20 protein-coding genes are annotated in these 26,212 nt (G+C 66.8%); 7 read left to right on the top strand and 13 right to left on the bottom strand.

What is annotated here, in order from left to right; genetic code table 11:
• Positions 1–13 precede the first annotated feature (13 nt).
• The gene (locus SK095_RS01900; RefSeq protein WP_136488982.1) at positions 14–1,036 is read right to left on the bottom strand and encodes an NAD(P)H-dependent glycerol-3-phosphate dehydrogenase; all 1,023 of its coding nucleotides are present in this window, start codon (positions 1,034–1,036) and stop codon (positions 14–16) included.
• A 135-nt stretch (positions 1,037–1,171) separates the two neighbouring features.
• Between SK095_RS01900 and SK095_RS01895 the strand changes: the two genes are divergently transcribed.
• The 6 genes from SK095_RS01895 (at position 1,172) to SK095_RS01870 (ending at position 8,671) form a co-directional block, all read left to right on the top strand.
• Positions 1,172–3,325: a TonB-dependent receptor gene (locus SK095_RS01895; protein ID WP_320547649.1), complete on the top strand. Its 2,154-nt coding sequence runs from the start codon at positions 1,172–1,174 to the stop codon at positions 3,323–3,325.
• A 21-nt stretch (positions 3,326–3,346) separates the two neighbouring features.
• Positions 3,347–4,240, top strand: a complete 894-nt coding sequence (locus SK095_RS01890; RefSeq protein WP_136488984.1) for an ABC transporter substrate-binding protein — start codon at positions 3,347–3,349, stop codon at positions 4,238–4,240.
• A 2-nt stretch (positions 4,241–4,242) separates the two neighbouring features.
• On the top strand, positions 4,243–6,147 hold the full coding sequence (locus SK095_RS01885) for an ATP-binding protein (RefSeq protein ID WP_236574728.1): 1,905 nt from the start codon (positions 4,243–4,245) through the stop codon (positions 6,145–6,147).
• 206 nt (positions 6,148–6,353) lie between these two features.
• Entirely contained in the window at positions 6,354–6,869 is a 516-nt protein-coding gene (gene fabA, locus SK095_RS01880; protein WP_136488986.1) for a 3-hydroxyacyl-[acyl-carrier-protein] dehydratase FabA, read from the top strand.
• Between the two features lie 11 nt (positions 6,870–6,880).
• Positions 6,881–8,101, top strand: coding sequence for a beta-ketoacyl-ACP synthase I (gene fabB / locus SK095_RS01875; RefSeq protein WP_201486581.1), 1,221 nt, complete (start codon positions 6,881–6,883; stop codon positions 8,099–8,101).
• Positions 8,102–8,236: 135 nt separating this feature from the next.
• A complete protein-coding gene (locus tag SK095_RS01870) occupies positions 8,237–8,671 on the top strand; it encodes an OsmC family protein (protein ID WP_136488988.1) in 435 nt (144 codons plus the stop codon).
• Positions 8,672–8,727: 56 nt separating this feature from the next.
• Here the strand turns inward: SK095_RS01870 and SK095_RS01865 are convergent, their stop codons facing one another.
• From SK095_RS01865 to SK095_RS01855, 3 genes are all read right to left on the bottom strand, one after another.
• Positions 8,728–9,192, bottom strand: a complete 465-nt coding sequence (locus tag SK095_RS01865) for a DUF3859 domain-containing protein (protein ID WP_136488989.1) — start codon at positions 9,190–9,192, stop codon at positions 8,728–8,730.
• A 148-nt stretch (positions 9,193–9,340) separates the two neighbouring features.
• Positions 9,341–11,239, bottom strand: coding sequence for a molecular chaperone HtpG (htpG, locus tag SK095_RS01860; protein WP_320547648.1), 1,899 nt, complete (start codon positions 11,237–11,239; stop codon positions 9,341–9,343).
• 100 nt (positions 11,240–11,339) lie between these two features.
• The gene (locus SK095_RS01855; protein ID WP_320547647.1) at positions 11,340–12,587 is read right to left on the bottom strand and encodes an MFS transporter; all 1,248 of its coding nucleotides are present in this window, start codon (positions 12,585–12,587) and stop codon (positions 11,340–11,342) included.
• Positions 12,588–13,000: 413 nt separating this feature from the next.
• On the opposite strand from SK095_RS01855, the gene SK095_RS01850 reads away from it, so the two are divergent.
• A complete protein-coding gene (locus tag SK095_RS01850; RefSeq protein ID WP_136488992.1) occupies positions 13,001–13,309 on the top strand; it encodes a hypothetical protein in 309 nt (102 codons plus the stop codon).
• Between the two features lie 62 nt (positions 13,310–13,371).
• On the opposite strand, the gene SK095_RS01845 is transcribed toward SK095_RS01850, so the two are convergent.
• The 9 genes from SK095_RS01845 to sdhA form a co-directional block, all read right to left on the bottom strand.
• Positions 13,372–14,106 (bottom strand): DUF599 domain-containing protein, encoded by a 735-nt coding sequence (locus tag SK095_RS01845; RefSeq protein WP_136488993.1) that lies wholly within the window; start codon positions 14,104–14,106, stop codon positions 13,372–13,374.
• A gap of 60 nt (positions 14,107–14,166) precedes the next feature.
• The gene (gene brnQ / locus SK095_RS01840) at positions 14,167–15,477 is read right to left on the bottom strand and encodes a branched-chain amino acid transport system II carrier protein (protein WP_320547646.1); all 1,311 of its coding nucleotides are present in this window, start codon (positions 15,475–15,477) and stop codon (positions 14,167–14,169) included.
• A gap of 97 nt (positions 15,478–15,574) precedes the next feature.
• Positions 15,575–16,456, bottom strand: a complete 882-nt coding sequence (gene sucD, locus SK095_RS01835; RefSeq protein WP_136488995.1) for a succinate--CoA ligase subunit alpha — start codon at positions 16,454–16,456, stop codon at positions 15,575–15,577.
• Positions 16,456–17,622, bottom strand: coding sequence for an ADP-forming succinate--CoA ligase subunit beta (sucC, locus tag SK095_RS01830; protein ID WP_136488996.1), 1,167 nt, complete (start codon positions 17,620–17,622; stop codon positions 16,456–16,458). The genes sucD and sucC overlap by 1 nt, the downstream gene beginning before the upstream one ends.
• A 204-nt stretch (positions 17,623–17,826) precedes the next feature.
• Positions 17,827–19,263: a dihydrolipoyl dehydrogenase gene (lpdA, locus tag SK095_RS01825; RefSeq protein ID WP_136488997.1), complete on the bottom strand. Its 1,437-nt coding sequence runs from the start codon at positions 19,261–19,263 to the stop codon at positions 17,827–17,829.
• A 69-nt stretch (positions 19,264–19,332) separates the two neighbouring features.
• Positions 19,333–20,544: a 2-oxoglutarate dehydrogenase complex dihydrolipoyllysine-residue succinyltransferase gene (odhB, locus tag SK095_RS01820; protein ID WP_136488998.1), complete on the bottom strand. Its 1,212-nt coding sequence runs from the start codon at positions 20,542–20,544 to the stop codon at positions 19,333–19,335.
• Between the two features lie 79 nt (positions 20,545–20,623).
• Positions 20,624–23,455, bottom strand: a complete 2,832-nt coding sequence (locus SK095_RS01815; protein ID WP_201486585.1) for a 2-oxoglutarate dehydrogenase E1 component — start codon at positions 23,453–23,455, stop codon at positions 20,624–20,626.
• 252 nt (positions 23,456–23,707) lie between these two features.
• Positions 23,708–24,427, bottom strand: a complete 720-nt coding sequence (locus tag SK095_RS01810; RefSeq protein WP_136489000.1) for a succinate dehydrogenase iron-sulfur subunit — start codon at positions 24,425–24,427, stop codon at positions 23,708–23,710.
• An 11-nt stretch (positions 24,428–24,438) separates the two neighbouring features.
• Complete coding sequence (sdhA, locus tag SK095_RS01805; protein ID WP_136489001.1) at positions 24,439–26,211, bottom strand: succinate dehydrogenase flavoprotein subunit; 1,773 nt, start codon at positions 26,209–26,211, stop codon at positions 24,439–24,441.
• Between the last annotated feature and the right edge of the window lies 1 nt (position 26,212).

Below are 26,212 nucleotides of genomic sequence, written 5' to 3'. Positions count from 1 at the left end.
GCAACGCGCTCCCTCAGAAATCACTGGCGGAAATGAAATCGACATCGGTCTTCGGCTCGCCGGACATCAGCAGGCCGATCACCTGCTGCAAAGTGCGGCCCTCGAAAAGTATGGCATGCAGGCCGGCGACCAACGGCATGTAGACGCCGAGCTGGTCGGCGCGGGCCTTGAGCACGCGGATGGTGTTGACCCCCTCGGCCACCTCGCCCAGACGCGACACCGCCTCCTCGAGGCTCAGCCCCTGCCCCAGCGCGAAGCCGACCTGGTAGTTGCGGCTCTTCGGCGAGGAGCAGGTGACGATCAGGTCGCCCACCCCGGCCAGACCGAGGAAGGTCATCGGGTTGGCGCCCATGCGCACGGCGAAGCGGGTCATCTCCGCCAGCGCGCGGGTGATCAGCATGCTCTTGGTGTTCTCGCCCATGCCCAGCGCGGCGGCCATGCCGGACATGATGGCGTAGACGTTCTTCAGCGCCCCGCCCAGCTCGACGCCGAAGCGGTCGCGGCTGGCATACACGCGGAAGGTACGGCCGTGCAGCACCTGCTGCACGCGCCGGCACAGCTCCTCGTCCTCGCTGGCGATCACCGTGGCAGTGAGCGCATGCTCGGCGATCTCGCGCGCCAGGTTCGGCCCGGACAGCACGCCGATGCGCGCCTGCGGGGCGATCTCCTCGAGGATCTGGCTCATCAGCTTGAAGGTATCCGCCTCGATGCCCTTGGTGGTGCTGACCAGCAGCTTGCCGGCGAGCAGGCCGGCCACCGGCTGCAGCGCGGCGCGCAGGGCCGAGGACGGCAGCACGACGAACACCAGCTCGCAGGCCTGCAGGGTGGCGGCCAGGTCGCTGACCGGCTCGACCACGGCGTGCACCTTGATGCCCTTGAGGTAGCGCGGATTCTCGCCGGTGCTGCGGATCGCCTCGGCCTGGGCCTCGTCGCGCATCCACAGGCGCACGCGCTGGCCGTTCTCCGCCAGCAGGTTGGCCAGGGCGGTGCCGAAGCTGCCGCCGCCGAGCACGGCAATCGGTTGCTGCTCAGTCATGTTCCATCCATATCGGGTCGCCACTCGGCAATCGCTGCATTATACGGGGCGACCGCCGGTCGACCAGCACACCGTGACGAGGTCGTGCTGGCAGAACGCGCGCCCTCGGGTAACATGCGCGCCGCTCGAGTCCGAATGGAGACACCGTACGTGTCCGCCCCCCTGCGCACAACGCTGGCGCTATCTCTCGGCCTGCTCGCCGGCGCGGCGGCGGCCGAGGATCTGTTCGTCGGCGCGGCGGACCTGCCGGAGGTGCTCACCGCCACGCGCCTGCAGCAGTCGCCCGCCGAGGTCCCCGGCAGCGTCACCGTGCTCGACCGCGAGCTGATCCGCGCCAGCGGCGCCCGCGAGCTGCCGGAACTGCTGCGCCTGGTGCCGGGCATGCTGGTGGTGCCTGACGGCAACCTGACCACGGTCAACTACCACGGCAGCAACGCCGCCCAGGCTCGCCGCCTGCAGGTGCTGGTGGATGGCCGCTCGGTGTACCACTCGGGCCTGGCCCGGGTCGACTGGAGCGACATCCCGGTGGCCATCGAGGACATCGAGCGCATCGAGGTGTTCCGCGGCCCCAACACGGTCAGCTATGGCGCCAACGCGCTGATGGCGGTGGTCAGCATCTTCACCCGCGCACCGCGCGACACCCACGGCACCCGCCTGAAGATCACCCGCGGCGAGCGCGGCATCGCCGACTGGTATGCCAGCCAGGGCAACGGCTGGGACGGCGGCAACCTGCGCCTGTCGCTGTCCGGCTGGCACGACGAGGGCTTCGACCACGAGCGCGACGGCAGCCCGGCGCGTGACGATCGCCGCCTCAATCGCCTCAACCTGCGCGTGCAGCAGGATCTCGATCCGCGCCAGTCGCTGGACTGGCAACTGGCGCTCAAGGAGGGCACCAACCAGGCGCCGAACAGCTACGAGTCGGTGTTCCCGATCGCCGCCCAGCCGGGCGAGGCCGACGAGGCGGCCGACGTGCGCGCCCGCGACTATGCCGCCAGCCTGCGCTGGAACCTCGACCTGAACGCCGACCACCGCCTGCAGGTGCAGAGCTCGCTGCAGCACTGGGAGCGCCTGCGCGAGTGGCGCGCCTGCGAGGCCCAGGTCGGGTTCAGCCCGCAACTGCACCAGCTGTGGGCCTCCTCGCCGGCCTATGTCAAGGCGCTGTTCCGAAACCTGGCGCGCAACGACTTCACCCCGCCGCCCGGCACACCCGAGCAGACGACCCTGGCCAGCCAGTTCATCGGCCAGGTGGCGAGCACCTTCGATCCCGCCACCGGCAACGTGGCCCACAGCTGCGGCCTGATCAACGAGGACACCCGGGAAAACCGCTTCGACCTCGAGCTGCAGGATACCCTCAGCCTGTCCGACAGCCTGCGCCTGGTCAGCGGCCTGAGCTATCGTCATGACAGCGCCGACGGCGAGACCTACCTGGGCGGCCGGCGCAGCAAGGACATCGCCCGCGGCTTCGGCCAGTTCGAGTGGCAGCTCGACCGCCACTGGCTGCTGCAGGGCGGCGCCCTCTACGAGCACGACAGCAGCGCCGGCGACTCGCTGTCGCCGCGCCTGGCGCTCAACTACCTGATCACCCCGGCGCACAGCCTGCGCGCCGTCTACTCCGAGGCGGTGCGCTCGCCGGACATGTTCGAGAACTACGCCGACTGGCATTACCGGGTCCGGGACCTGCGTCCGGCCGCCCTGGGCATGGGCGAGGCGCTGTATTTCGCCAGCGCCCGCGGCACCGGCGAGCTCGGCCAGGAGCACATGCGCTCGCGCGAGCTGGGCTACCACGGCCACTTTGCCGACCTCGGCCTGAACCTGGACGTGAAGCTGTTCCACGACGAGATCGGCGGCCTGATCAGCGAGACCCTGACCCTCGAGCGGTTCGAGCCGAGCAACGACCACCGTCTGCGCCTGCGCGGCATCGAGAGCGAGCTGGACTGGCGCCTGGGGCTGCGCGACCGCCTGCGCCTGAGCCAGGCCTACATCGAACTGGAGGCCAGCCATCGCCACGACGAGCGACTGACCCCGCGCCACAGCGGCTCGGCCAGCTGGCTGCACGACTGGGGCCGCGGCTGGTCGAGTTCCGTCTTCTATTACGGCGCCGACCTGCTCAACGAATACCGCTTCGAGCGCCTCGACCTGCGCCTGGCCAAGCGCCTGCAGCTGGGCAGCAGCCAGCTGGAGCTGGCCGGTGTCGTGCAACAACGCCTGGACGACGAGCCCCTCGGCTGGTCCGACAATATGTATGATGAGCGCCGCGTACTCTGGCTCTCCGCCGGATTCGAGCTCTGACCCGTGCGCCCGTACTCAAGGATGAGATTATTGCAAGCGCTCGCCCTCCTCTGCCTGCTGGCCGCTTCGGCGCTGGCCCAGGCGACCGATATCCTGGTCGCCGCCAGCAACGATACCCCGGCCCTGCAGCGCTTCGTCGACGACCTGGCGACACGCCGCCCGGATGACCGGGTGCGCTTCGTGCATACCTCGGCGCTGACCAGCCCGGAGTCCCTGCCCGCCGACAGCCGCCTGGTGCTGCTCGGCGCCGATGCGCTGGACTGGCGGCTCGGCACCCCGGGCGGACCACCGACCCTGGTGATGCAGATCAGCCGTGTGCAGGCCTTCCGGCGTCTCGGCGACAGCCGCCCGCCCCACCTGACCCTGCTGTGGAGCGATCCGGCCCCGTCCCGCCAGTTGCGCCTGATCCGCCAGTTGCTGCCGCAGGCACGCCGGGTCGGCCTGCTGTACGGCGACGACAGCCGCTTCCTGGTCAACGAACTGCGCCGCCTGGCCGCCGCCCAGGGCCTCGCCATCACCACCTGGTACTGGCCGGACACCCGCGACAGCCGCCCGCTCAACCGACTGCTCGACGGCAGCGACGTGCTGCTGGGCGTCGACGACCCCGCGCTGTACAACCCAGGCACCATCAAGGGCGTGCTGCTGGCCAGCTACGGGCGCCGACTGGCGCTGATCGGACCGACCGCGGCGTTCATCCGCGCCGGCAGCCTGAGCAGCAGCTACAGCGACCAGCAGGACTGGCTCAACGAGCTCGACCGGCTGCTCTCGCTGGCGCCGCAGCACTGGCCGCGCGAGGCCTACCCGCAGCACTTCAAGGTGCTCAGCAACCCGCAGGTGGCACGCTCCCTGGGCGTGGAACTCAGCGACGACCGCGACCAGGCGCTGCGCCTGCAGCAATGGGAGAGCCTGCCATGATGCTGCGCTGGCGCCACAGCGACATCCGTACCCGCACCCTGGCCATCAGCCTCGGCCCGGCGCTGCTGCTGACCCTGCTGCTGACCGGTTACCTCGCCTACTCGCGCCTGCAGGACCTGCACGCCGAGCTGACCCAGACCGGCCAGCTGATCGCCGACCAGTTGGCCCCGGCCACCGAGTACGGGGTGATCTCCGGCAACATCCCGATCCTCGAGGGCCTGCTGCGGGCCAGCCTCGACATCCCCCATGTGCGTTTCATCGAGGTGCACGACCGGACCGGCGAAGTGCTCGCCTACGTCGAGCGCGCCCAGGGCGGGCGCGATGCGCGGATCGAGGTGTTCGAGGCCGACATCCTCCGCCAGCAGGTCCGCCTCGACGATCCCTTCCTGCTCAGCCCGCCGCTGGCGGCGCGCGAACCGGCCGAGGAGCGCCTGGGCCGGGTGGTGGTCGGCATGACCGACGAGGCCTTCGACCGCCGCCAGACACAGATCTTCCTGCGCGCCGGCCTGCTGGCGCTGCTGGCGCTGACGCTGACCCTGCTGCTCGCCTACCGCCTGGCGCGCAGCCTGTCGGAACCGATCCATGCCATGGGCCGGGCGCTGCAGGCGATCAAGGAAGGCGACTACCAGGCCGAACTGCCGGTGGCCGACCATGGCGAGATCGGCGATCTGGCGCGCCACATCAACCTGCTGGCCGCCGGACTGGAGCAGGCCCAGATCGAGCAGCAGCGCAGCATCGCCCAACTGGTCGCCGCCCGCGAGGAAGCCGAGCAGGCCAGCCGCGCCAAGTCGGACTTCCTGGCGATGATGAGCCACGAACTGCGCACGCCGATGAACGGCGTGCTGGGCATGCTGCAGCTGCTGGAGACCACCACGCAGACCGGCGAGCAGGCCGAGTACACCGCGCTGGCCACCGAGTCCACCGAACACCTGCTCAAGGTGATCAACGACATCCTCGACTTCTCGCGCATCGAGCGTGGCTCGCTGGAGCTGGAGCACATTCCCTTCCCGCTGGACGAGCTGCTCACCAACTCGGTGCAGGTGTTCCGCCCCAGCGCCCAGCAGCGCGGCCTGGAGCTGCATCTGGACATCCAGCCCGGCCTGGAGCAGTTCGAGGTCCGCGGCGACCCCACCCGCCTGCGGCAGATCCTGGTCAACCTGATCGGCAACGCCCTGAAGTTCACCGAGCAGGGCCACGTCGGCGTGACCGCACGCTGGCAGGTGCTCGACCAGCAGCAGATGCTCTGGCTGACCATCGCCGTGCGCGATACCGGCATCGGCATCGCCCCCGAACGCCTGCAGCACATGTTCGACGCCTTCGAGCAGGCCGACACCTCCACCTCGCGCCGCTACGGCGGCACCGGCCTAGGCCTGTCCATCGCCCGCACCCTGGCCGAGCACATGGGCGGCGGCCTGCATGCGGAGAGCACCATCGGCGAGGGCTCGACCTTCACCCTGGAACTGCCCCTGCCCTGGCGCTACCGCCATGCCGACGAGCAGGTGCTGCTGGACAGCGAGGCGACACAGGGCGGCGGCCAGCATGTGCTGCTGGTGGAGGACAACCCGGTCAACCAGACGGTGATCGAGGCCATCCTGCGCAGCCTCGGCTTCACTCCCCAGCTGGTCGGCAGCGGCCGGCAGGCGCTGCAGGCCGTCGCCGAGCAGCCCTTCGCGGCCATCCTGATGGACTGCCGGCTGCCCGACCTCGACGGTCTCAGCGCCACCCGGCAGATCCGTGACAGCGACGGACCGAACCGCCACACGCCGATCATCGCCCTGACCGCCAATGCCCTGCAGGGCGACCGCGAGGCCTGCCTGGCAGCCGGGATGAACGACTACCTGGCCAAGCCCTTCAAGCGCTCGGACCTGCGGGCCATCCTGCAGCGCTGGGTGCACAACCGACCATAGACGGCTGGCGAAAAGGTGCGAAATGCGGCAGGCTTGCACCCGCACAGTCTTGGCTGGCAGTCATTCGTCGCAGAATGCCCCCGGTCGGCCTGTGACTTTCATCACCTGGCCATAGTCTATAACCAGACCAAAGCCGCGCTCCCCCCGGGAGGGGCGAGGCCAGAAAAGATCTGCCCCCTGCGCTCAGGGACCGTCGAGGAGCTCGCATGACCAAACAAAACGCCTTCACTCGGGAAGAACTGCTCAGCTGCAGCCGCGGTGAACTGTTCGGCCCGGGTAACGCGCAACTGCCCGCCCCCAACATGCTGATGATCGATCGCATCGTTCACATCAGCGAGACCGGCGGCAAGTACGGCAAAGGCGAAATCGTGGCCGAGCTCGACATCAACCCGGACCTGTGGTTCTTCGCCTGCCACTTCGAGGGCGACCCGGTGATGCCCGGCTGCCTGGGCCTGGACGCCATGTGGCAGCTGGTCGGCTTCTACCTGGGCTGGCAGGGCAACCCCGGCCGCGGCCGCGCCCTCGGCTCGGGCGAAGTGAAATTCTTCGGCCAGGTCTTGCCGACCGCCAAGAAGGTCACCTACAACATCCACATCAAGCGCACCATCAGTCGCTCGCTGATCCTCGGCATCGCCGACGGCACCGTCAGCGTCGATGGCCGCGAGATCTACAGTGCCGAAGGCCTGCGCGTCGGCCTGTTCACTTCCACTGACAGCTTCTAAGGGTTACCCGCATGCGTCGCGTCGTAATCACCGGGATGGGCATCGTGTCCTGCCTCGGCACTGACAAAGAGACCGTTTCCGCCAACCTGCGCGCCGGCAAATCCGGCATCCGCTTCAACCAGTCGTACGCCGACATGGGGCTGCGCAGCCAGGTTTCCGGCTCCGTCAACCTCGACCTCGAAGCCCTGATCGACCGCAAGGTCTACCGTTTCATGGGTGACGCCGCCGCCTTCGCCTACCTGTCCATGGAGCAGGCGATCAAGGATGCCGGCCTGTCCGAGGAACAGATCTCCAACCCGCGTACCGGCCTGATCGCCGGCTCCGGTGGCGCCTCCACCTTCAACCAGATGGAAGCCTTGGACACCCTGCGCGAGAAAGGCGTCAAGCGCGTCGGCCCGTACCGCGTGCCGCGCACCATGGGCAGCACCGTGTCCGCCTGCCTGGCGACCCCGTTCAAGATCAAGGGCGTCAACTACTCGATCTCCTCCGCCTGCGCCACCAGCGCCCATTGCATCGGCAATGCCATGGAGCAGATCCAGATGGGCAAGCAGGACATCGTGTTCGCCGGCGGCGGCGAAGAGGAGCACTGGAGCCAGAGCTTCCTGTTCGACGCCATGGGCGCGCTGTCCACCCAGTACAACGCCACCCCGGAGAAGGCCTCGCGCGCCTACGACGCCAAGCGTGACGGCTTCGTCATCGCCGGCGGCGGCGGCATGGTGGTGGTCGAGGCCCTCGACCACGCCCTGGCCCGCGGCGCGAAGATCTATGCCGAGGTGGTCGGCTATGGCGCCACCTCCGACGGCTACGACATGGTCGCCCCGAGCGGCGAAGGCGCGGTGCGCTGCATGCAGCAGGCGCTGGCCACCGTCGACACCCCGATCGACTACCTGAACACCCACGGCACCTCGACCCCGGTCGGCGACGTCGCCGAAGCCAAGGCCGTGCGCACCGTGTTCGGCGACAAGGCCCCGGCGATCAGCTCGACCAAGAGCCTGTCCGGCCACTCGCTGGGCGCCGCCGGCGTGCAGGAAGCGATCTACACCCTGCTGATGATGGAAGGCAACTTCATCGCCGGCTCGGCCAACATCGAGGAACTGGACCCGGAAGTGGCCGATCTGCCGATCGTCACCCAGACCCGCGAGAACGTCACCCTCAACACCGTGATGAGCAACAGCTTCGGCTTCGGCGGCACCAACGCCACCCTGGTCCTGAAGCGCTGGACCGGCGAGTAAGCCGCTCCCGCACCATCCACGACGGCACCTTCGGGTGCCGTCGTCGTTTCCGCCCTCCGCCACTTCCCTGCCGCTGGCAGCACATACCCCCTAGGGTATAGAGTGATGACTCCCTTCCGAACGCAAGGACATCCCATGACCCTGAAGACCATCCGCGCCAGCGGCAGCCTCGATAACGCCTTCACCATCACCGTGGCCGCCGGCAACCACGTGATCCGCATGGACCAGCCGAAGAACGCCGCCGGCCAGGACCTGGGACCGACGCCGCTGGAGATCATCCTCGCCGCGGTGGCCGGCTGCTTCGGTACCATCGGCCGCTTCATCGCCCACCAGCGCAAGTTCGAGCTGCGCGGCATGCAGTTCGAGATCGAGGCCGACTACGATCCCGACGGCCTGCTGGGCCGGCGCAGCGACGTGCGCCCGGGCTTCCAGGCCCTGCGGGTCAAGGTGGAGCTCGACGCCGACCTCAGTCGCGAGGAAAAGCAGGCGGTGCTGGAGGAAATCGAACGGCGCTGCCCGCTGGCCGACAACCTCCTGCACGGAACCAACCTGCTGACCACCCTGGCCTGAGTCCAGAGACGACGAAGCCCGGAGCAGCTGCGCCGGGCTTCGTCGTCTTGCACCACTCAGCGCACGCTGAAGCGCTGCTCGGCCAGCTTGCGGTCGCCCTGGAACACCAGGAAGTGCCACTCGCCCGGAACCACCTCGTGCGGCTCGCTGAACTCGAAGGCCATCACCTCCTGGCTGGCGCCGGGCGCCAGCTTCTGCACCACCTCGAAGCGGTCGTGGCGCTGGCCGTCAGGCGTCACCACCCCGGGGGTGAGGTACAGCAGGGTCAGCGGCACGTCGTCCGCCTGCTTGCCGCTCAGGGTCAGGCGCAGGCCGAACCTGGTGCCGAGCCGGGCGGGAATTTCTGCGGTCTGCCGGATCTGCTGGTTGTTGCGCAGCAGCACCCGCTCGCCCGGTTGCACCTCGCGCTCGGGCGTCGCGAACACGCCGTACTCCACCGGCCCCTCGACCCGCACCTCGGCCATGGCCAGACCGGACACCAACCCCAGCGCCGCCAGCGCCCCCATCTTGAACAGTCGCATGTGGCTCTCCTTCGTTGCGATGCGGCGAGCCTATGACCTTTTCATGACGAAGCGATGACGCTCGCGCTTTTCCGCCACCATGAAAAATGCCGCCCGCCCCGGAGGGCGAGCGGCATCTTCAGGACCACCGCGGGCGGGGTTCAGCCGTTCAGGCCGACAGCTCCACCAGCAGCTTGTTGAGGCGCTGCACGTAGGCGGCCGGGTCCTTGAGGCTGTCGCCGGCGGCCAGTGCGGCCTGATCGAAGAGGATGTGCGACAGGTCGGCGAAACGGTCCTCGTCGGGCTCGGCATCCAGCTTCTCGATCAGCGGGTGCTGCGGGTTGATCTCGAAGATCGGCTTGGACTCCGGCACCTTCTGCCCGCTGGCCTCGAGGATCTGGCGCATCTGCAGACCGAGATCCTGCTCGCCGATGGCGAGGATCGCCGGCGAGTCGGTCAGCCGGTGGGAGACGCGCACCTCGGCGACCTGCTCGCCCAGCGCGCCCTTGAGGCGCTCGATCAGTCCCTCCTTGGCCTTGGCCACCTCTTCCTGGGCCTTCTTGTCCTCTTCCGAGTCCAGCTTGCCGAGATCGAGATCGCCGCGGGCGACGTCGACGAACTGCTTGCCATCGAACTCCGGCAGGTAGCTCATCAGCCACTCGTCGATGCGGTCGGTGAGCAGCAGCACCTCGATGCCCTTCTTGCGGAACACTTCCAGGTGCGGGCTGTTCTTGACCTGGGCGTAGCTCTCGCCGCTGAGGTAGTAGATCTTGTCCTGGCCTTCCTTCAGGCGGCCGAGGTAGTCGGCCAGCGCCACGCTCTGCTCGCCGCTGGCGTCGCTGGTGGAGGCGAAGCGCAGCAGGCCGGCGATCTTCTCCTTGTTGGCGAAGTCTTCCGCCGGACCTTCCTTGAGCACCTGGCCGAAGGCCTTCCAGAAGGTCTGGTAGTCCTCCGGCTTGTCCTTGGCCAGCTTCTCCAGCATGTCGAGGACGCGCTTGGTCAGCGCCGACTTCATCGAGTCGATCACCGGGCCGGACTGCAGGATCTCGCGGGAGACGTTCAGCGACAGGTCGTTGGAGTCGACCACGCCCTTGATGAAGCGCAGGTACAGCGGCAGGAACTGGTCGGCCTGGTCCATGATGAACACGCGCTGCACGTAGAGCTTGAGGCCCCTGGGCGCCTCGCGGTGGTAGAGGTCGAACGGCGCCTTGCCCGGCACGTAGAGCAGCGAGGTGTACTCGAGCTTGCCCTCGACCTTGTTGTGGCTCCAGGACAGCGGATTCTCGAAGTCATGGGCGACGTGCTTGTAGAACTCCTGGTACTCCTCGTCCTTGACCTCGCTGCGCGGGCGGGTCCACAGCGCGCTGGCGCGGTTGACGGTTTCCCATTCGGGCTCGGCCGGCTTTTCTTCACCGAACTGCTCTTTCGGCAGCTCGATGGGCAGGGCGATGTGGTCGGAGTATTTCTTGACGATGTTGCGCAGGCGCCAGCCGTCGGCGAACTCGGCTTCATCGGCCTTCAGGTGCAGGACGATGCGGGTGCCGCGCTCGGCCTTGTCGATGCTGGCGATGTCGAACTCGCCCTCGCCCTTCGAGCTCCAGTGCACGCCCTCGCTGGCAGCGGCGCCGGCGCGACGAGTGTAGACGTCAACCTGGTCGGCGACGATGAACGCCGAGTAGAAGCCCACGCCGAACTGGCCGATCAGTTGGGAGTCCTTCTTCTGGTCGCCGGAGAGGTTCTTCAGGAAGTCGGCGGTGCCGGACTTGGCGATGGTGCCGAGGTGGGCGATCACCTCGTCGCGGCTCATGCCGATGCCGTTGTCCTCGAGGGTGACGGTGCGCGCCTCCTTGTCGAAGCTCAGGCGTATCTTCAGCGGATCGCCGCCTTCCAGCAGCGCCGGATTGGCCAGCGCCTCGAAACGCAGCTTGTCGGCGGCGTCGGAGGCGTTGGAGATCAGCTCGCGCAGGAAGATCTCCTTGTTCGAATACAGGGAATGGATCATCAGGTGAAGCAGTTGCTTCACTTCAGTCTGAAAACCCAGGGTCTCTTTGCGAGTCTCCACGCTCATGAATGCGAACTCCACGGATGACAAAGCCGCGTCTGCGGCGAATGCCGTGGATATGGAGACTTCGCCCGGAATTTCAAGGGCTTGCCGCGAAAGCCCGGATTCAGGGCTCGAGCAGCTGGATCTGCGCCACCTCGCTCGGCCGCAGGATGAAGCTGGCTTCGCCCTGGCCGCCCAGCGAATGCTGGATCACCAGACGCCCTTCGGGGTTGAGTCCGTCGAATCGCCCTTCGGCACTGCGGCCACGCTCGGTGACCACGTGGACACGCACGCCCTGGTAGCGGCTCGGCGAGGTGAGCAGGCGCTCGAGCGAAAAGCCGATGCGCCGGTCGAGCGGGCGCGGCTCGCCGCGGACCACAGTGGTGGGAACCGGCGCGGTGCGACGCAGCTCCTCCTCGCTGGGCCGCGGCAGGGCCGGCGCCTGGTCGCCCTGCACATGCCAGCCCTGCAGCTCGCTGCGCCGCAGGGCAACGTCGAAGCGGCGCAGCACCCCGCCCACCCGCGCCAGCACTTCCAGCTGCAGCTGCTCGCCGTCCAGGTCCAGCGCCGGCAGCGGCTCCAGCACCAGGTCGCGCTGCCGGGTGCTGCGCTGCAGGTAGTCGGTGACCAGCCAGGCGATGGTTTCCTCGGTGTTGTGGCGGGTATCCACGCGCCCGTCGCGGTAGCGCAGGCGGTCGGTGTACAGCTCGACCTCGCCGCTCAGCGAGGTTCGGAAGGCCGGCGGCAGCACCAGGTGGAAGTCGCCACGCAGCCGGTTGGGCGGTACCGGCCGCAGGTCGAGATGCAGGGTGTAGCCGTCGACGATGCGCCGAGACTCGGGCTGGTCCTGGTCGGGCAGCAGCCAGTCGAGCTCGATTTCCGGCAGCGTCCCGTGATCCTCCGGCAGCACGTCGACGCGCAGCTCGCCGCCGTCATGGGCGGGCAGGCGGATGCGCAGATCGCGCCGGGCGAAGGAATCGTCGCCCTCGCGCAGCACCAGGGCGCCATCGATCAGTTCGCCCAGATCCGGCGCGAAGGGCTTGCCGTTGAACTCGCCGCCCAGGCGGATCTCCAGGCCGCCAGCGGCCTTGGGCTCGGGCTCCAGCCAGCGCAGGCTGAGGATGGCGGCCAGGCGGTCGGGATCGTGGCCGGCCAGCATGGTGAAACCCACCACCAGCGGAATGCAGCCCAGGCCCATCAGCATCACGGCGCTGCGCGCGCGGCGCCAGTGGCGCAGGATGAACAACAGCGGCAGCGGCGGCAGCAGGCTGCCGCACCCCCACAGCAGACTGGTGGCGAAGGCACTGGCCACCAGCCAGAACAGGCCGGACAGGATCAGCAGCAGGCCAGCGACTATCAGCAAGGAATCCATCAGGCAGGCTTCCGCAGGTGGCGGGAGGGGAAAGAAGACATCATGGCTGGTCGACCGTGAAGCGGTTGCCGCGCTCAAGCACGAGAAGTTGACTCATCGAAGGACCTTGTCTGCTAGGAAACCCCGCCGGCATTCTGGCGGACGAACGGCATCGCATGATACCCGCTTCGACGACAGCAGCCCAAGCGCCGATACATCGGGGTTCGGCCCGGAACCTTTGCCCGAAATGGCACTCTCATCAGATGAGCGAATGGAGCTTCCCCGATACTCGTCCCAGTTGTTGCGAGGAACGGGGAAAGCCGTGCAGGACGAGCCTCGGCAGGCGATTTGCCAGCCTCCCGATGCTGCACTACACCTGAATCTGACCGGCATTCGCCTTTCACCTGATTCGGATACTCCCAAGGAGCACCAACATGCAAAAGCCCCTGACTTACGCCCTGCTGCTTGCCGCCACCCTCGGCCTCGCGGCCTGTGGCGACAAGCCTGAAGACAAGGTGGAGTCGGCAAGCGGCTCCGCCGCCCAGGCGCCCGCCACCGCCGTGCAGAAGGCTGGCGAGGCTGCCAAGGAGGCAGGCGCTGCCGTCGAGGAGAAGGCAGCCGAAATGACCGAGAAGGCAGGCGCTGCCGTCGAGGAAGCCGGCAAGACGATGCAGGATGCAGGCGCCGCCATGCAGGACAAGGCCGGAGAGGCCGCCCCTGCCGAAGAACAGAAGCAGCAGTAACCCCCACCCTGCCGCCCGCCCGGTCTGCGCGACCGGGCGGGGCGGCGCTCCTCCTCCCTGCGCTACTCCATCCTGTCCCTGGCCGGCTCGCCCAGCGGTGCCGGGCTGTAGGCCATCACCTCCAGCACGTCGGAATGGAATTCGCGCCGGTACAGCACGAACACCACCCCGGCGGTGGCCAGCATGTAGACCCAGGGATTGATGAACCAGGCCAGGGTCGCCAGTCCGAAATAGTAGGAACGCAGCCCCAGGTTGAACTGGTTGGCGGCCAGCGAGATCACCCGCGCCGTGCGCTCGGCGAAGGCGCGGCGCTCCGCCTCGGTGACGTTGCGCTCGGAGATCATCGGCGCCGCCCCCACCATCATCGCCGCGAAGTTGTACTGGCGCATGCACCAGCTGAAGGTGAAGAACGAGTAGATGAACACCAGCGCCACGCAGATGATCTTGATCTCCGACAGCTCGCGGCTGACCTCCTGCACGAACGGCAGGCCTTCCAGCACCGACACCGCCCGCTCGGTGGAGCCGAGCACGGTCAGCACGCCGGCGAGGATGATCAGGGTGCTGGAAGCGAAGAACGAGGCGTTGCGCTCCAGGTTGCCGATCACGTTGGCATCGGCGATGCGGTTGTCGCGCATCAGCAGGCGGCGCATCCAGTCCTCGCGGTACAGGTGCATCACGCTGGCCAGGCAGGGGGTGTCCTTGCCCTTCCAGATCGCGTAGCGGGTGTAGCCCAGCCAGCAGAGGATGAACCAGGCCAGGGCGGCCACATGGGGCAGGTAGTGCGCGTCGATGGTCATGACAACTCCTTGTATGCTGCGCCTGTGCCTCCGGCACCCTTGCCGGAGGCACCAGCCGGATTACGCGCGCACCGGCGGGCAGCCCCGCAGGCGGTCGAAGATCATCGCGCCCAGCAGGGTCAGCAACGCCGGCAGCAGCCAGCCGAGGCTGTGCTCGGCCAGCGGCAGGCTGCCGAGCCAGCCCGGCACCAGGGCCTTCAGGCCGGCGGCGTCCAGGCCGGCGAACACGCCGAACACCAGGGTCATCGCCATCACCGGGCGGAACACCCGCGGCGGATGCAGCCACAGGCCGTCGGTCAGGCTGAGCAGCACCAGCACGATGGCCAGCGGATACAGGCCGACCAGCACCGGCACCGAGAAGCTGATCAGCTGGGTCAGGCCGAGGTTGGCCACCAGCAGGCTGAACAGGCTGACCACGATCACCACCGTGCGGTACGACACCGGGAACTGGTTGCTGAAGAACTCGCCGCAGGCGGTGATCAGGCCGACGGCGGTGGTCAGGCAGGCCAGGGTGATGACCAGCGCCAGCAGCAGGCTGCCGGCCATGCCGAAGGTGTGCTGCACGTAGGCGGTGAGGATCTGCACGCCGTTCTGCGCATCGCCGGCGATGGCGTGACTGGTGGCGCCGAGACGGAACAGCGCCAGGTAGACCAGCGCCAGGCCGATGGCGGCGATCAGCGCGGCGAGGATCGAATAGCGGGTGACCCGGTGCGCCATGCCCACACCGTGGTCACGGATGGCAGTGGCGATGACGATGCCGAATACCAGCGCACCGAGAGTGTCCATGGTCAGGTAGCCCTGCAGGAAGCCCTGCATCAGTGGCGCCGCCTGATAGTCGGGTGCGGTGGCGCCGACCGTACCGGCCGGGGCGAACACCGCCGCGCCGCCGAGCACCAGCAGGGCGACGATCAGCACCGGGGTGATCAGCTTGCCGACGCGCTCGAGCAGACGCCCGGGATTGAGGGCGAGGAACAGCACCAGGGCGAAATACACCAGGGTATACAGGGCCTGCGCGAGGCTGCCGCTGCCGGCCAGCGGCGCGATGCCCATCTCGAACGACACCACCGCGGTACGCGGCGTGGCGAACAGCGGACCGATCGCCAGGTAGACCGTCACGGCGAACAGCAGGCCGGCGCTCTTGCCGAGCGGCGCAGTGAGCTGCGCCATGCCGCCGCCCACCCGGGCCAGGGCCACCACGGTGAGCAGCGGCAGGCCGACGCCGGTGAGCAGGAAGCCCAGGGCCGCGCTCCACATGGCCTCGCCAGCGGCGAGGCCGGCGCTCGGCGGGAAGATGATGTTGCCCGCCCCGAGGAACAGCGCGAAGGTCATGAAGCCCAGACCCAGGACATCGACGGTTTTCAAATGATTCATGCACACAACCAGAAAGTGGGAACGGAATCCGGCGCCAGGCACAACGAAAAGAGCCACCCGCAGGTGGCTCCTTCCGTCAAGCCCGCTCCACCGGAGCTTATTTCATGGTCCAGCCGGTCACTTCGGCCAGCGCCTTGCCGATATCGGCCAGCGAGCGCACGGTCTTCACCCCGGCATCCTGCAGGGCGGCGAACTTCTCGTCCGCGGTACCCTTGCCGCCGGAGATGATGGCGCCGGCATGGCCCATGCGCTTGCCGGGCGGCGCGGTGACGCCGGCGATGTAGGACACCACCGGCTTGGTCACGTTGGCCTTGATGAAGGCCGCCGCCTCCTCCTCCGCGCTGCCGCCGATCTCGCCGATCATGACGATCGCCTCGGTCTGCGGGTCGGCCTCGAACAGCTTGAGGATATCAATGAAGCTCGAACCCGGGATCGGGTCACCACCGATGCCCACGCAGGTGGACTGACCGAAACCGGCGTCGGTGGTCTGCTTCACCGCCTCGTAGGTCAGGGTGCCGGAACGCGACACGATACCGACCTTGCCCGGCAGGTGGATATGGCCGGGCATGATACCGATCTTGCACTCGCCCGGGGTGATCACGCCGGGGCAGTTCGGGCCGATCAGACGAACGCCCAGCTCGTCGCACTTGACCTTGGCCTCGAGCATGTCGAGGGTCGGGATGCCTTCGGTGATGCAGATGATCAGCTGGATGCCGCCGAAGGCCGCCTCGAGGATGGAGTCCTTGCAGAACGGCGCCGGCACGTAGATCACCGACGCGGTGGCGCCGGTGGCGGCCACGGCATCCTTGACGGTATCGAACACCGGCAGGCCGATATGGGTGGTGCCGCCCTTGCCCGGAGTCACGCCGCCGACCATGCGGGTGCCGTACTCGAGGGCCTGCTCGGAGTGGAAGGTGCCCTGACTGCCGGTGAAGCCCTGGCAGATGACCTTGGTGTCCTTGTTGATCAGGATGCTCATTACTTGCCCTCCGCGGCCTTGACGACCTGCTGCGCAGCGTCGGTCAGGCTGCTCGCCGCGATGATGTTCAGACCGCTATCCGCCAGTACCCTGGCGCCCAGATCGGCGTTGTTGCCTTCCAGACGCACCACCACCGGCACCTTGACGCCCACCTCGCGGACCGCGCCGATGATGCCCTCGGCGATCATGTCGCAGCGCACGATGCCGCCGAAGATGTTCACCAGCACCGCCTGCACGTTGCTGTCGGAGAGGATGATCTTGAACGCTTCGGTGACGCGCTCCTTGGTAGCGCCGCCGCCGACGTCGAGGAAGTTGGCCGGGCGGCCGCCGTGCAGGTTGACGATGTCCATGGTGCCCATGGCCAGGCCGGCGCCGTTGACCATGCAGCCGATGTTGCCGTCCAGCGCCACGTAGTTGAGCTCCCACTTGGCGGCGTGGGCCTCGCGCGGGTCGTCCTGGGAGGGGTCCTGCATCTCGCGCAGCTTGGGCTGGCGGTACAGGGCATTGCCGTCGATGTTGAGCTTGGCATCCAGGCAGTGCAGGTTGCCGTCCTTCTTGATCACCAGCGGGTTGACCTCGAGCAGGGCCAGGTCGTAGTCCTGGAACAGCTGGGCGAGGCCGACGAATATCTGCGCGAACTGCTTGACCTGATCGCCCTTGAGACCGAGCTTGAAGGCCAGCTCGCGGCCCTGGAACGGCTGCGCGCCGACCAGCGGGTCGATGGTGGTCTTGAGGATCTTCTCCGGGGTTTCGTGGGCGACCTTCTCGATGTCCACGCCGCCTTCGGTGGAGGCCATGAACACGATGCGCCGCGAGGAGCGGTCGACCACCGCACCCAGATACAGCTCCTTGGCGATATCGGTGCAGGCCTCGACCAGAATCTTGCTGACCGGCTGCCCGTTGGCATCGGTCTGGTAGGTCACCAGGCGCTGGTCCAGCCACTGCTGGGCGAACGCGCGGGCCTCATCCTTGCTACGAACCAGCTTGACGCCGCCTGCCTTGCCGCGACCGCCGGCATGCACCTGGGCTTTCACCACCCACTCGCTGCCGCCGATCTTGTCACAGGCCTCGGCTGCTTCCTTCGGAGTATCGACTGCGTAGCCCCGGGACACCGGCAGCCCATACTCGGCAAACAACTGCTTACCCTGATATTCGTGAAGATTCATCTTTCCATACCACTTTAGTTGTAAGTATTGGCGACCGAATCCTAACCGGGAATGCACTTCAGTGGCTAGAGCTCTGGAATGGGCTTTCCGCTCCGCGCAACCGCCCGAAACGACAACGGCCCCTGGCAGCGGAAGTACCGGACTTCCGCCGCCAGGGGCCGTTGCGGGGCCGGCTGACGAAGGTGTCAGCCGGCGCCAGGCGCGTCAGCGCTTCTTGCGGTTGGCGATGTGGATGGCGTGGCCATTCACCGCCAGAGCGGCCTCGTGCAGGCCTTCCGACAGGGTCGGGTGCGAGAACACCATCATGCCCAGGTCTTCGGCGCTGGAGCCGAATTCCATGGCGATGGCGCCCTGCTGGACCAGCTCGGCGGCGCTCGGGCCGATCACGTGGACGCCCAGCACGCGGTCGGTCTTGGCATCGGCGATGACCTTGATCAGACCGTGGGTGTCGTTGGCAGCCATGGCACGGCCGCTGGCGGCGAACGGGAACACGCCGACGTTGACGGCGACGCCCTCGGCCTTCAGCTGCTGCTCGGTCTTGCCGACGGCGGCGATTTCCGGGTGGGTGTAGATGACCGACGGGATCAGGTCGTAGTTGACCTGGGCCTTGTGGCCGGCGATGCGCTCGGCGACCATCACGCCCTCTTCCGAGGCCTTGTGGGCCAGCATCGGGCCGCGCACCACGTCGCCGATGGCGTACACGCCCGGCACGCTGGTGGCGCACTGGTCGTCGACGAAGATGAAGCCGCGCTCGTCCAGGGTCACGCCGCTGTCGGCAGCCAGCACGTCCTGGGTCACCGGACGGCGGCCGACGGAGACGATCAGCTTGTCGAAGGTCAGCTGCTGCTCGCCGTTGGCGTCGGTGAAGAACACGGTGACCTGCTTCTTCTTGACTTCCGAACCGGTGACGCGGGCGTTCAGGCGGATGTCCAGGCCCTGCTTGGTCAGCAGCTTCTGGGCTTCCTTGGCGACCTGCTCGTCGATGGCCGGCAGGAACTTGTCCTGGGCCTCGATCACGGTGACTTCGGCACCCAGGCGGGCCCACACCGAGCCCAGCTCCAGGCCGATGACGCCGGCGCCGATCACGCCCAGCTTCTTCGGCACGCTCTGGAACTCCAGGGCGCCAGTGGAATCGACGATGGTGTCCTGGTTGACCGGTGCCGGCGGGATGTCGATCGGCTTGGAGCCGGAGGCGATGATCACGTTGCTGGCTTCCAGCACCTCGACCTTGCCGTCTTCGCCGGTGACTTCGACCTGCTTGCCGGCCAGCAGCTTGCCGTGGCCTTCGATCAGGGTCACGCCGTTCATCTTGAACAGGCTGGCGATGCCGCCAGTCAGGTTCTTCACGATGTTCGCCTTGCGGTCGATCATCGCCGGGACGTCCATCTTGACGTCCTTCACCTCGATACCGTGGACGCCGAAGCTTTCCTTGGCCTCGTGGTACTTCCAGGAGCTGTCCAGCAGCGCCTTGGAGGGAATGCAGCCGACGTTCAGGCAGGTGCCGCCCAGGGCAGTCTTGCCATCCTTGCCCTTGTACTTCTCGATGCAGGCGGTCTTGAAGCCCAGCTGGGCTGCGCGAATGGCCGCCACGTAGCCGCCCGGGCCACCGCCAATCACCACTACGTCGAATTTCTGGGTCATAACTCTCGATCCTTTTGGGATGAACCGGACGGCCCCTCTGTCAGGGGCCGTCGTGGGAGAAGCGCGGGATCAGACGTCCAGCAGCAGACGGGCCGGATCTTCCAGCAGGTCCTTGATGGTCACCAGGAAGCTGACCGCTTCCTTGCCATCGATCAGACGGTGGTCGTAGGACAGCGCCAGGTACATCATCGGCAGGATCACCACCTGGCCGTTGACGGCCATCGGGCGCTCCTGGATCTTGTGCATGCCGAGGATGGCGGTCTGCGGCGGGTTGACGATCGGGCTGGACAGCAGGGAGCCGAACACGCCGCCGTTGGAGATGGTGAAGGTGCCGCCGGTCATCTCCTCGATGGTCAGCTTGCCTTCCTTCGCCTTGCGGCCGTAACCGGCGATGGTGCCTTCGATCTCGGCCAGGCTCATCAGCTCGGCATTGCGCAGCACCGGAACCACCAGACCGCGGTCGCTGGAGACGGCCACGCCGATGTCCGAGTAGCCGTGGTAGACGATGTCGTTGCCGTCGATCGAGGCGTTGACGCCCGGGAAGCGCTTCAGCGCCTCGGTGGCGGCCTTGACGAAGAAGGACATGAAGCCCAGGCGCACGCCGTTGTGCTTCTTCTCGAACAGGTCCTTGTACTTGTTGCGCAGATCCATGATCGGCTTCATGTTGACTTCGTTGTAGGTAGTCAGCATGGCCATGGTGGACTGGGCTTCGACCAGACGCTCGGCGATCTTGGCGCGCAGGCGGGTCATCGGCACGCGCTTCTCGACGCGGTCGCCGACGGCGAAGATCGGCGCATCGGCAGCCGGAGCGGCCGGCTTGGCAGCCGGAGCCGGAGCCTTCTTGGCCTCGACGGCAGCGACGGCGTCTTCCTTGGTGACGCGACCGCCCTTGCCGGTGCCCGGAATGGCGTTGCGGTCCAGGTCGTTCTCGGCAGCGATCTTGCGCGCGGCCGGCGACAGGATGGCTTCCTCGGCAGCGGCGGCCGGGGCGGCAGCCGGAGCAGCGGCAGCGGCCGGAGCGGCAGCCGGGGCAGCGGCGGCAGCGCCTTCGGTCAGGGTGCCGAGCAGTTCGCCGCTCAGCACGGTGTCGCCTTCGTTCTTGACGATTTCGGCCAGCACGCCATCGGCTTCGGCCAGGACTTCCATCACCACCTTGTCGGTTTCGATGTCGACGATCAGCTCGTCACGCTTGACGGCTTCGCCCGGCTTCTTGTGCCAGGTGGCAACGGTACCGTCAGCGACGGATTCCGGGAAAGTCGGGGCTTTGATCTCAATAGCCATTCTGTGCATTTCCTATGGATTCGGGTTCTTCAGGCATGCGACTGCCGGACCCGGGGTCCGGCAGCGCAGTGTGAAGGCATTAAATGGTGAAAGCATCCTGCAGCAGCTTTTCCTGCTGCTCGGCGTGCATCGACGCGTAGCCACAGGCCGGCGCAGCGGAAGCCTCGCGACCGGCGTAGGCCAGGCCGAGGGTCTTCTTGTGTGCGGCGATGACGCGGCGCATGTGATGCTGGCTGCAGTACCAGGCACCCTGGTTCATCGGCTCTTCCTGGCACCAGACCACGTGCTTGAGGTGCTTGTACGGCGCCATGATCTCGGCCAGCTCCTCTTCCGGGAACGGATAGAGCTGCTCGATGCGGACGATGGCGGTGTCCTCGCGACCCTCGGCGCGACGCTTCTCCAGCAGGTCGTAGTAGACCTTGCCGCTGCACAGGACCAGACGCTCGACCTTCTTCGGGTCGAGGCTGTCGATCTCCGGCAGCACCGGATGGAAGGAGCCCTGGGACAGGTCTTCCAGGGTGGAGATGGCCAGCTTGTGGCGCAGCAGCGACTTCGGAGTCAGGGCCACCAGCGGCTTGCGCAGCGGGCGGATCACCTGGCGGCGCAGCATGTGGTAGACCTGCGCCGGGGTGGTCGGCATGCAGACCTGGATGTTGTGCTCGGCGCACAGCTGCAGGTAGCGCTCCAGACGGGCGGAGGAGTGCTCCGGACCCTGGCCTTCGTAGCCATGCGGCAGCAGCATGGTCAGACCGCACAGACGGCCCCACTTGGTCTCGCCGCTGCTGATGAACTGGTCGATCACCACCTGGGCGCCGTTGGCGAAGTCGCCGAACTGGGCTTCCCAGATCACCAGCGCGTTCGGCGTGGTGGTGGCGTAGCCGTATTCGAAGGCCAGCACGGCTTCCTCGGAGAGGAAGGAGTCGTACAGGTCGAACTTCGGCTGGCCCTCGTAGAGGTTCTGCAGCGGGATGTAGCGGTTGGCGTCCTTCTGGCTGTGCAGCACGGCATGGCGATGCGAGAAGGTGCCACGGCCGACGTCCTGGCCGGTGATGCGCACCGGGTGACCTTCCACCAGCAGGGTGGCGTAGGCCAGGGTCTCGGCGCAGCCCCAGTTGATCGGCATGGCGCCGACGCCCATGCGGCCGCGATCCTCGAGGATCTTGGCAACCTGGCGCTGGACCACGAAACCTTCCGGAATCTGCAGCAGCTTGGCGTTCAGCTCCTGCAGGGTCTTCAGGTCGAAGCTGGTGTCGTGCTTGGCGGTCCAGGCATGGCCCAGGTAGGGGCGCCAGTCGACGAACAGCTCGGGGTTCGGCTCCTTGACCAGGCTCTTCAGCACGTGCAGGCCGTTGTCCAGCGCGGTGCGGTATTCGTCGACCTTGGCCTGCACCTCTTCCTGGCTCAGGCTGCCTTCCTTGACCAGGGCATCGGCGTACAGCTCGCGGGTGGTGCGCTGCTTGGCGATCTTCTGGTACATCAGCGGCTGGGTGCCGCTCGGCTCGTCGGCCTCGTTGTGGCCGCGACGGCGGTAGCAGACCAGGTCGATGACCACGTCACGCTTGAACTGCATGCGGTAGTCGACGGCCAGCTGGGTGACGAACAGCACGGCTTCCGGATCGTCGCCGTTCACGTGCAGGATCGGCGCCTGGATCATCTTCGCCGGATCGGTGCAGTACTCGGTGGAACGGGTGTCTTCCGGGTTGCTGGTGGTGAAGCCGACCTGGTTGTTGATGACGATGTGGATGGTGCCGCCAGTCTTGTAGCCGCGGATCTGCGACATCTGGAAGGTTTCCATCACCACGCCCTGACCGGCGAAGGCCGAGTCGCCGTGGAGGGAGATCGGCACCACCTTGTCGCCGGCGACATCGCCGCGACGGTCCTGACGGGCGCGCACGGAACCCTCGACCACCGGGGAAACGATTTCCAGGTGGGACGGGTTGAACGCCATGGCCAGGTGCACTTCGCCACCGGAGGTCATTACGTTGGAGGAGAAGCCCTGGTGGTACTTCACGTCACCGGAGCCCAGCTCGACCAGCTTCTTGCCTTCGAACTCGTCGAACAGGTCGCGCGGGTTCTTGCCGAGGGCGTTGACCAGCAGGTTCAGACGGCCGCGGTGGGCCATGCCGATGACGATTTCCTTGGCGCCGTAGGAGCCGGAGCGCTGGATGATCTCGTCGACCATCGGCACCAGGCTCTCGCCGCCTTCCAGACCGAAACGCTTGGTGCCCGGGTACTTGGTGCCCAGGTACTTCTCCAGGCCTTCGCCGGCGGTCAGACGCTCGAGGACGTGCGCCTTGACTTCCTTGCTGTACTGCGGACGGCCACGCACGCTCTCCAGACGCTGCTGGAACCACTTGCGCTGCTCGGAATCGACGATGTGGGTGAACTCGGCGCCGATGGTACCGCAATAGGTCGCCTGCAGGGCGTCGCGGATCTCGCGCAGGGTCGCTTCCGGCTTGCCGATGAACAGCTCGCCGGTCTGGAACACGGTATCCAGGTCGGCGTCGGTCAGGCCGTAGTGATGGATCGACAGGTCTGCCGGCGCCTTGCGCTCCCACAGGCCGAGCGGGTCGAGCTTGGATGCCTGATGGCCACGCATGCGGAAGGCCTGAATCAGACGCAGCACTTCGACCTGCTTCTTCTCATGCTCACTGCTGACGGTGCCGGCGGACACCGGCTGGGCGCGACGCTGGTTCTTGGCCAGCAGCACGAAATGATCGCGGACCGTGGCATGGGAGACGTCGGGGGACTGGCTGCCGTCGGCCGGCAGCTTCTGGAAGTAGGTGCGCCACTCTTCGGGCACAGCGTTGGGATCGTGCAGGAAGAGCTCGTAGAGCTCTTCGACGTAGGCAGCGTTTCCACCGGACAGGTGGGCACTGTTCCACATCCGCTGCATTACGCTTTCATGCATGCTAGGTCACCCTCGGTAAGGGGACACCATCTGGCGTGGAGACCGCCGTGGCTTAAAGTCCAGAGCAGCGACTTCGGCAAAGCCACTTGGGATCCCGCTGATGGTCCGGGCTCCAGCCCGGTTGCCCCTGCTGGTCGTTTTTTAATCAAGAACCGCGGCTTTGTGGGCTACGGCTGGTTCTGCAACTGCGCGGAGTGCCGGCAAGCCGCCACTCCGCGCAGATTCTTTTGACTCACCGCACGCGGCGGCTCATCAGGTACCGCTTTGCAGCAGCATGTTACGCACGTGACCGATTGCCTTGGTCGGGTTCAGACCCTTCGGGCAAACGTTCACGCAGTTCATGATCCCGCGGCAACGGAACACACTGAACGGGTCGTCCAGCGACGCCAGACGCTCTTCGGTCTTGGTGTCGCGGCTGTCGGCCAGGAAGCGATAGGCCTGCAGCAGGGCGGCCGGACCGAGGAACTTGTCCGGGTTCCACCAGAACGACGGGCAGGAGGTCGAGCAGCAGGCGCACAGGATGCACTCATACAGACCGTCCAGCTTCTCGCGCTGTTCCGGGGACTGCAGACGCTCGATGGCCGGAGCCGGAGTGTCGTTCTGCAGGAACGGCTGCACCTTCTCGTACTGCTTGTAGAAGATGCTCATGTCGACCACCAGGTCACGGATGACCGGCAGGCCCGGCAGCGGGCGGATCACCAGCTTGCCGTTCTTGATCACCTGCGAGATCGGGGTGATGCAGGCCAGGCCGTTCTTGCCACTGATGTTCATGCCGTCGGAACCGCAAACGCCTTCGCGGCAGGAGCGACGGTAGGAGAAGGTCACGTCCTGCTCCTTGATCAGCGCCAGGACATCCAGGACCATCAGGTCCTTGCCGTCGATCTCGACGTTGAAATCCTGCATGAACGGAGCAGCGTCTTTCTCCGGGTTGTAGCGGTAGACGCTGACTTGCAGAGTTTTACCAAGCGACATATCAGCCTCCCTTAATAAGTACGCACTTTGGGCTCGAACGCCGGAACGGTCTTCGGCGAGAAGTTCACGCCGCGCTTGGCCACGCGCTTCTCACCCGGGAAGTACAGGGTGTGGCACAGCCAGTTCTCGTCGTCGCGCTCTTCGAAGTCTTCGCGGGCGTGGGCACCACGGGACTCCTTGCGGACCTCGGCGGCGATCGCAGTGGCTTCGGCCACTTCGAGGAGGTTCTGCAGCTCCAGCGCTTCGGTACGCGCGGTGTTGAAGGCCTGGCTCTTGTCGGCGATCTTGACGTTGGCGATGCGCTCGCGCAGCTCTGCCAGCTGGGCGATGCCCTTCTGCATGTATTCGCCGGTACGGAACACACCGAAGTAGTTCTGCATGCACTGCTGCAGCTCTTTGCGCAGCGGGGCAACGTCTTCACCGGTGGTGCGCTCGTTGACGCCGGACAGGCGCTTGAGGGAAGCCTCGAGGTCGCTCTCGGTGGCGCCGCGGTGCTCGATGCCCTCCTTGAGGGCCTTCTCCAGGTGCAGACCGGCAGCGCGGCCGAACACCACCAGGTCGAGCAGCGAGTTGCCGCCCAGACGGTTGGCGCCGTGCACCGACACGCAAGCCACTTCGCCCACGGCGAACAGGCCTTCGATGATCTTGTCGTTGCCGTTGGCGTCCTGGGTGATGGCCTGGCCATGGATGTTGGTGGCAACGCCACCCATCATGTAGTGGCAGGTCGGGATCACCGGAATCGGCGCGACCACCGGGTCGACGTGGGCGAAAGTCTTGGACAGTTCGCAGATGCCCGGCAGGCGGCTGTGCAGCACTTCCTCGCCGAGGTGATCGAGCTTCAGCAGCACGTGATCCTTGTCCGGACCGCAGCCGTTGCCGGCGATCACTTCCTTGACCATGGAACGGGCGACCACGTCGCGGCCGGCCAGGTCCTTGGCGTTCGGAGCGTAACGCTCCATGAAGCGCTCGCCGTGGGCGTTGATCAGATAGCCACCCTCGCCGCGGCAACCTTCGGTCACCAGCACGCCGGCGCCGGCGATGCCGGTCGGGTGGAACTGCCACATCTCGATGTCCTGCACCGGCACGCCGGCACGCAGGGCCATGCCCACGCCGTCGCCGGTGTTGATCAGGGCGTTGGTGGTGGAGGCGTAGATACGGCCGGCACCGCCGGTAGCCAGCACGGTGGCCTTGGAGCGGATGTAGACGGTCTCGCCGGTCTCGATGCGGATGGCGATGATGCCGACGATGGCACCGTCCTGGTTCTTCACCAGGTCGACGGCGAACCACTCGTTGAGGAAGGTGGTGCCGTTCTTCAGGTTGGCCTGGTACAGGGTGTGCAGCAGGGCGTGACCGGTACGGTCGGCCGCGGCGCAGGTACGGGCAGCCTGGCCACCGTTGCCGTAGTCCTTGGACTGACCACCGAACGGACGCTGGTAGATGCGGCCCTGCTCGGTGCGGGAGAACGGCAGGCCCATGTGCTCGAGCTCGAACACGGCTTCCGGACCTACGGAACACATGTACTCAATGGCGTCCTGGTCACCGATGTAGTCGGAGCCCTTGACGGTGTCGTACATGTGCCAGCGCCAGTCGTCGTTCGGGTCGGCCGAAGCGATGGCGCAGGTGATGCCGCCCTGGGCGGACACGGTATGCGAACGGGTCGGGAAGACCTTGGTCACGCAGGCGGTCTTGTGACCGGACTGGGACAGCTGCAGCGCGGCGCGCATGCCGGCACCGCCACCACCGATGATGATGGCGTCGAAGGAAAGAGTAGGAATGCTAGCCATG

The organism is Pseudomonas sp. AN-1 (assembly GCF_034057115.1).
Classification (GTDB): Bacteria; Pseudomonadota; Gammaproteobacteria; order Pseudomonadales; family Pseudomonadaceae; genus Geopseudomonas.
Note: the sequence above shows the minus strand (reverse complement) of the source record. Positions and strands in the feature narration are given on the sequence as shown.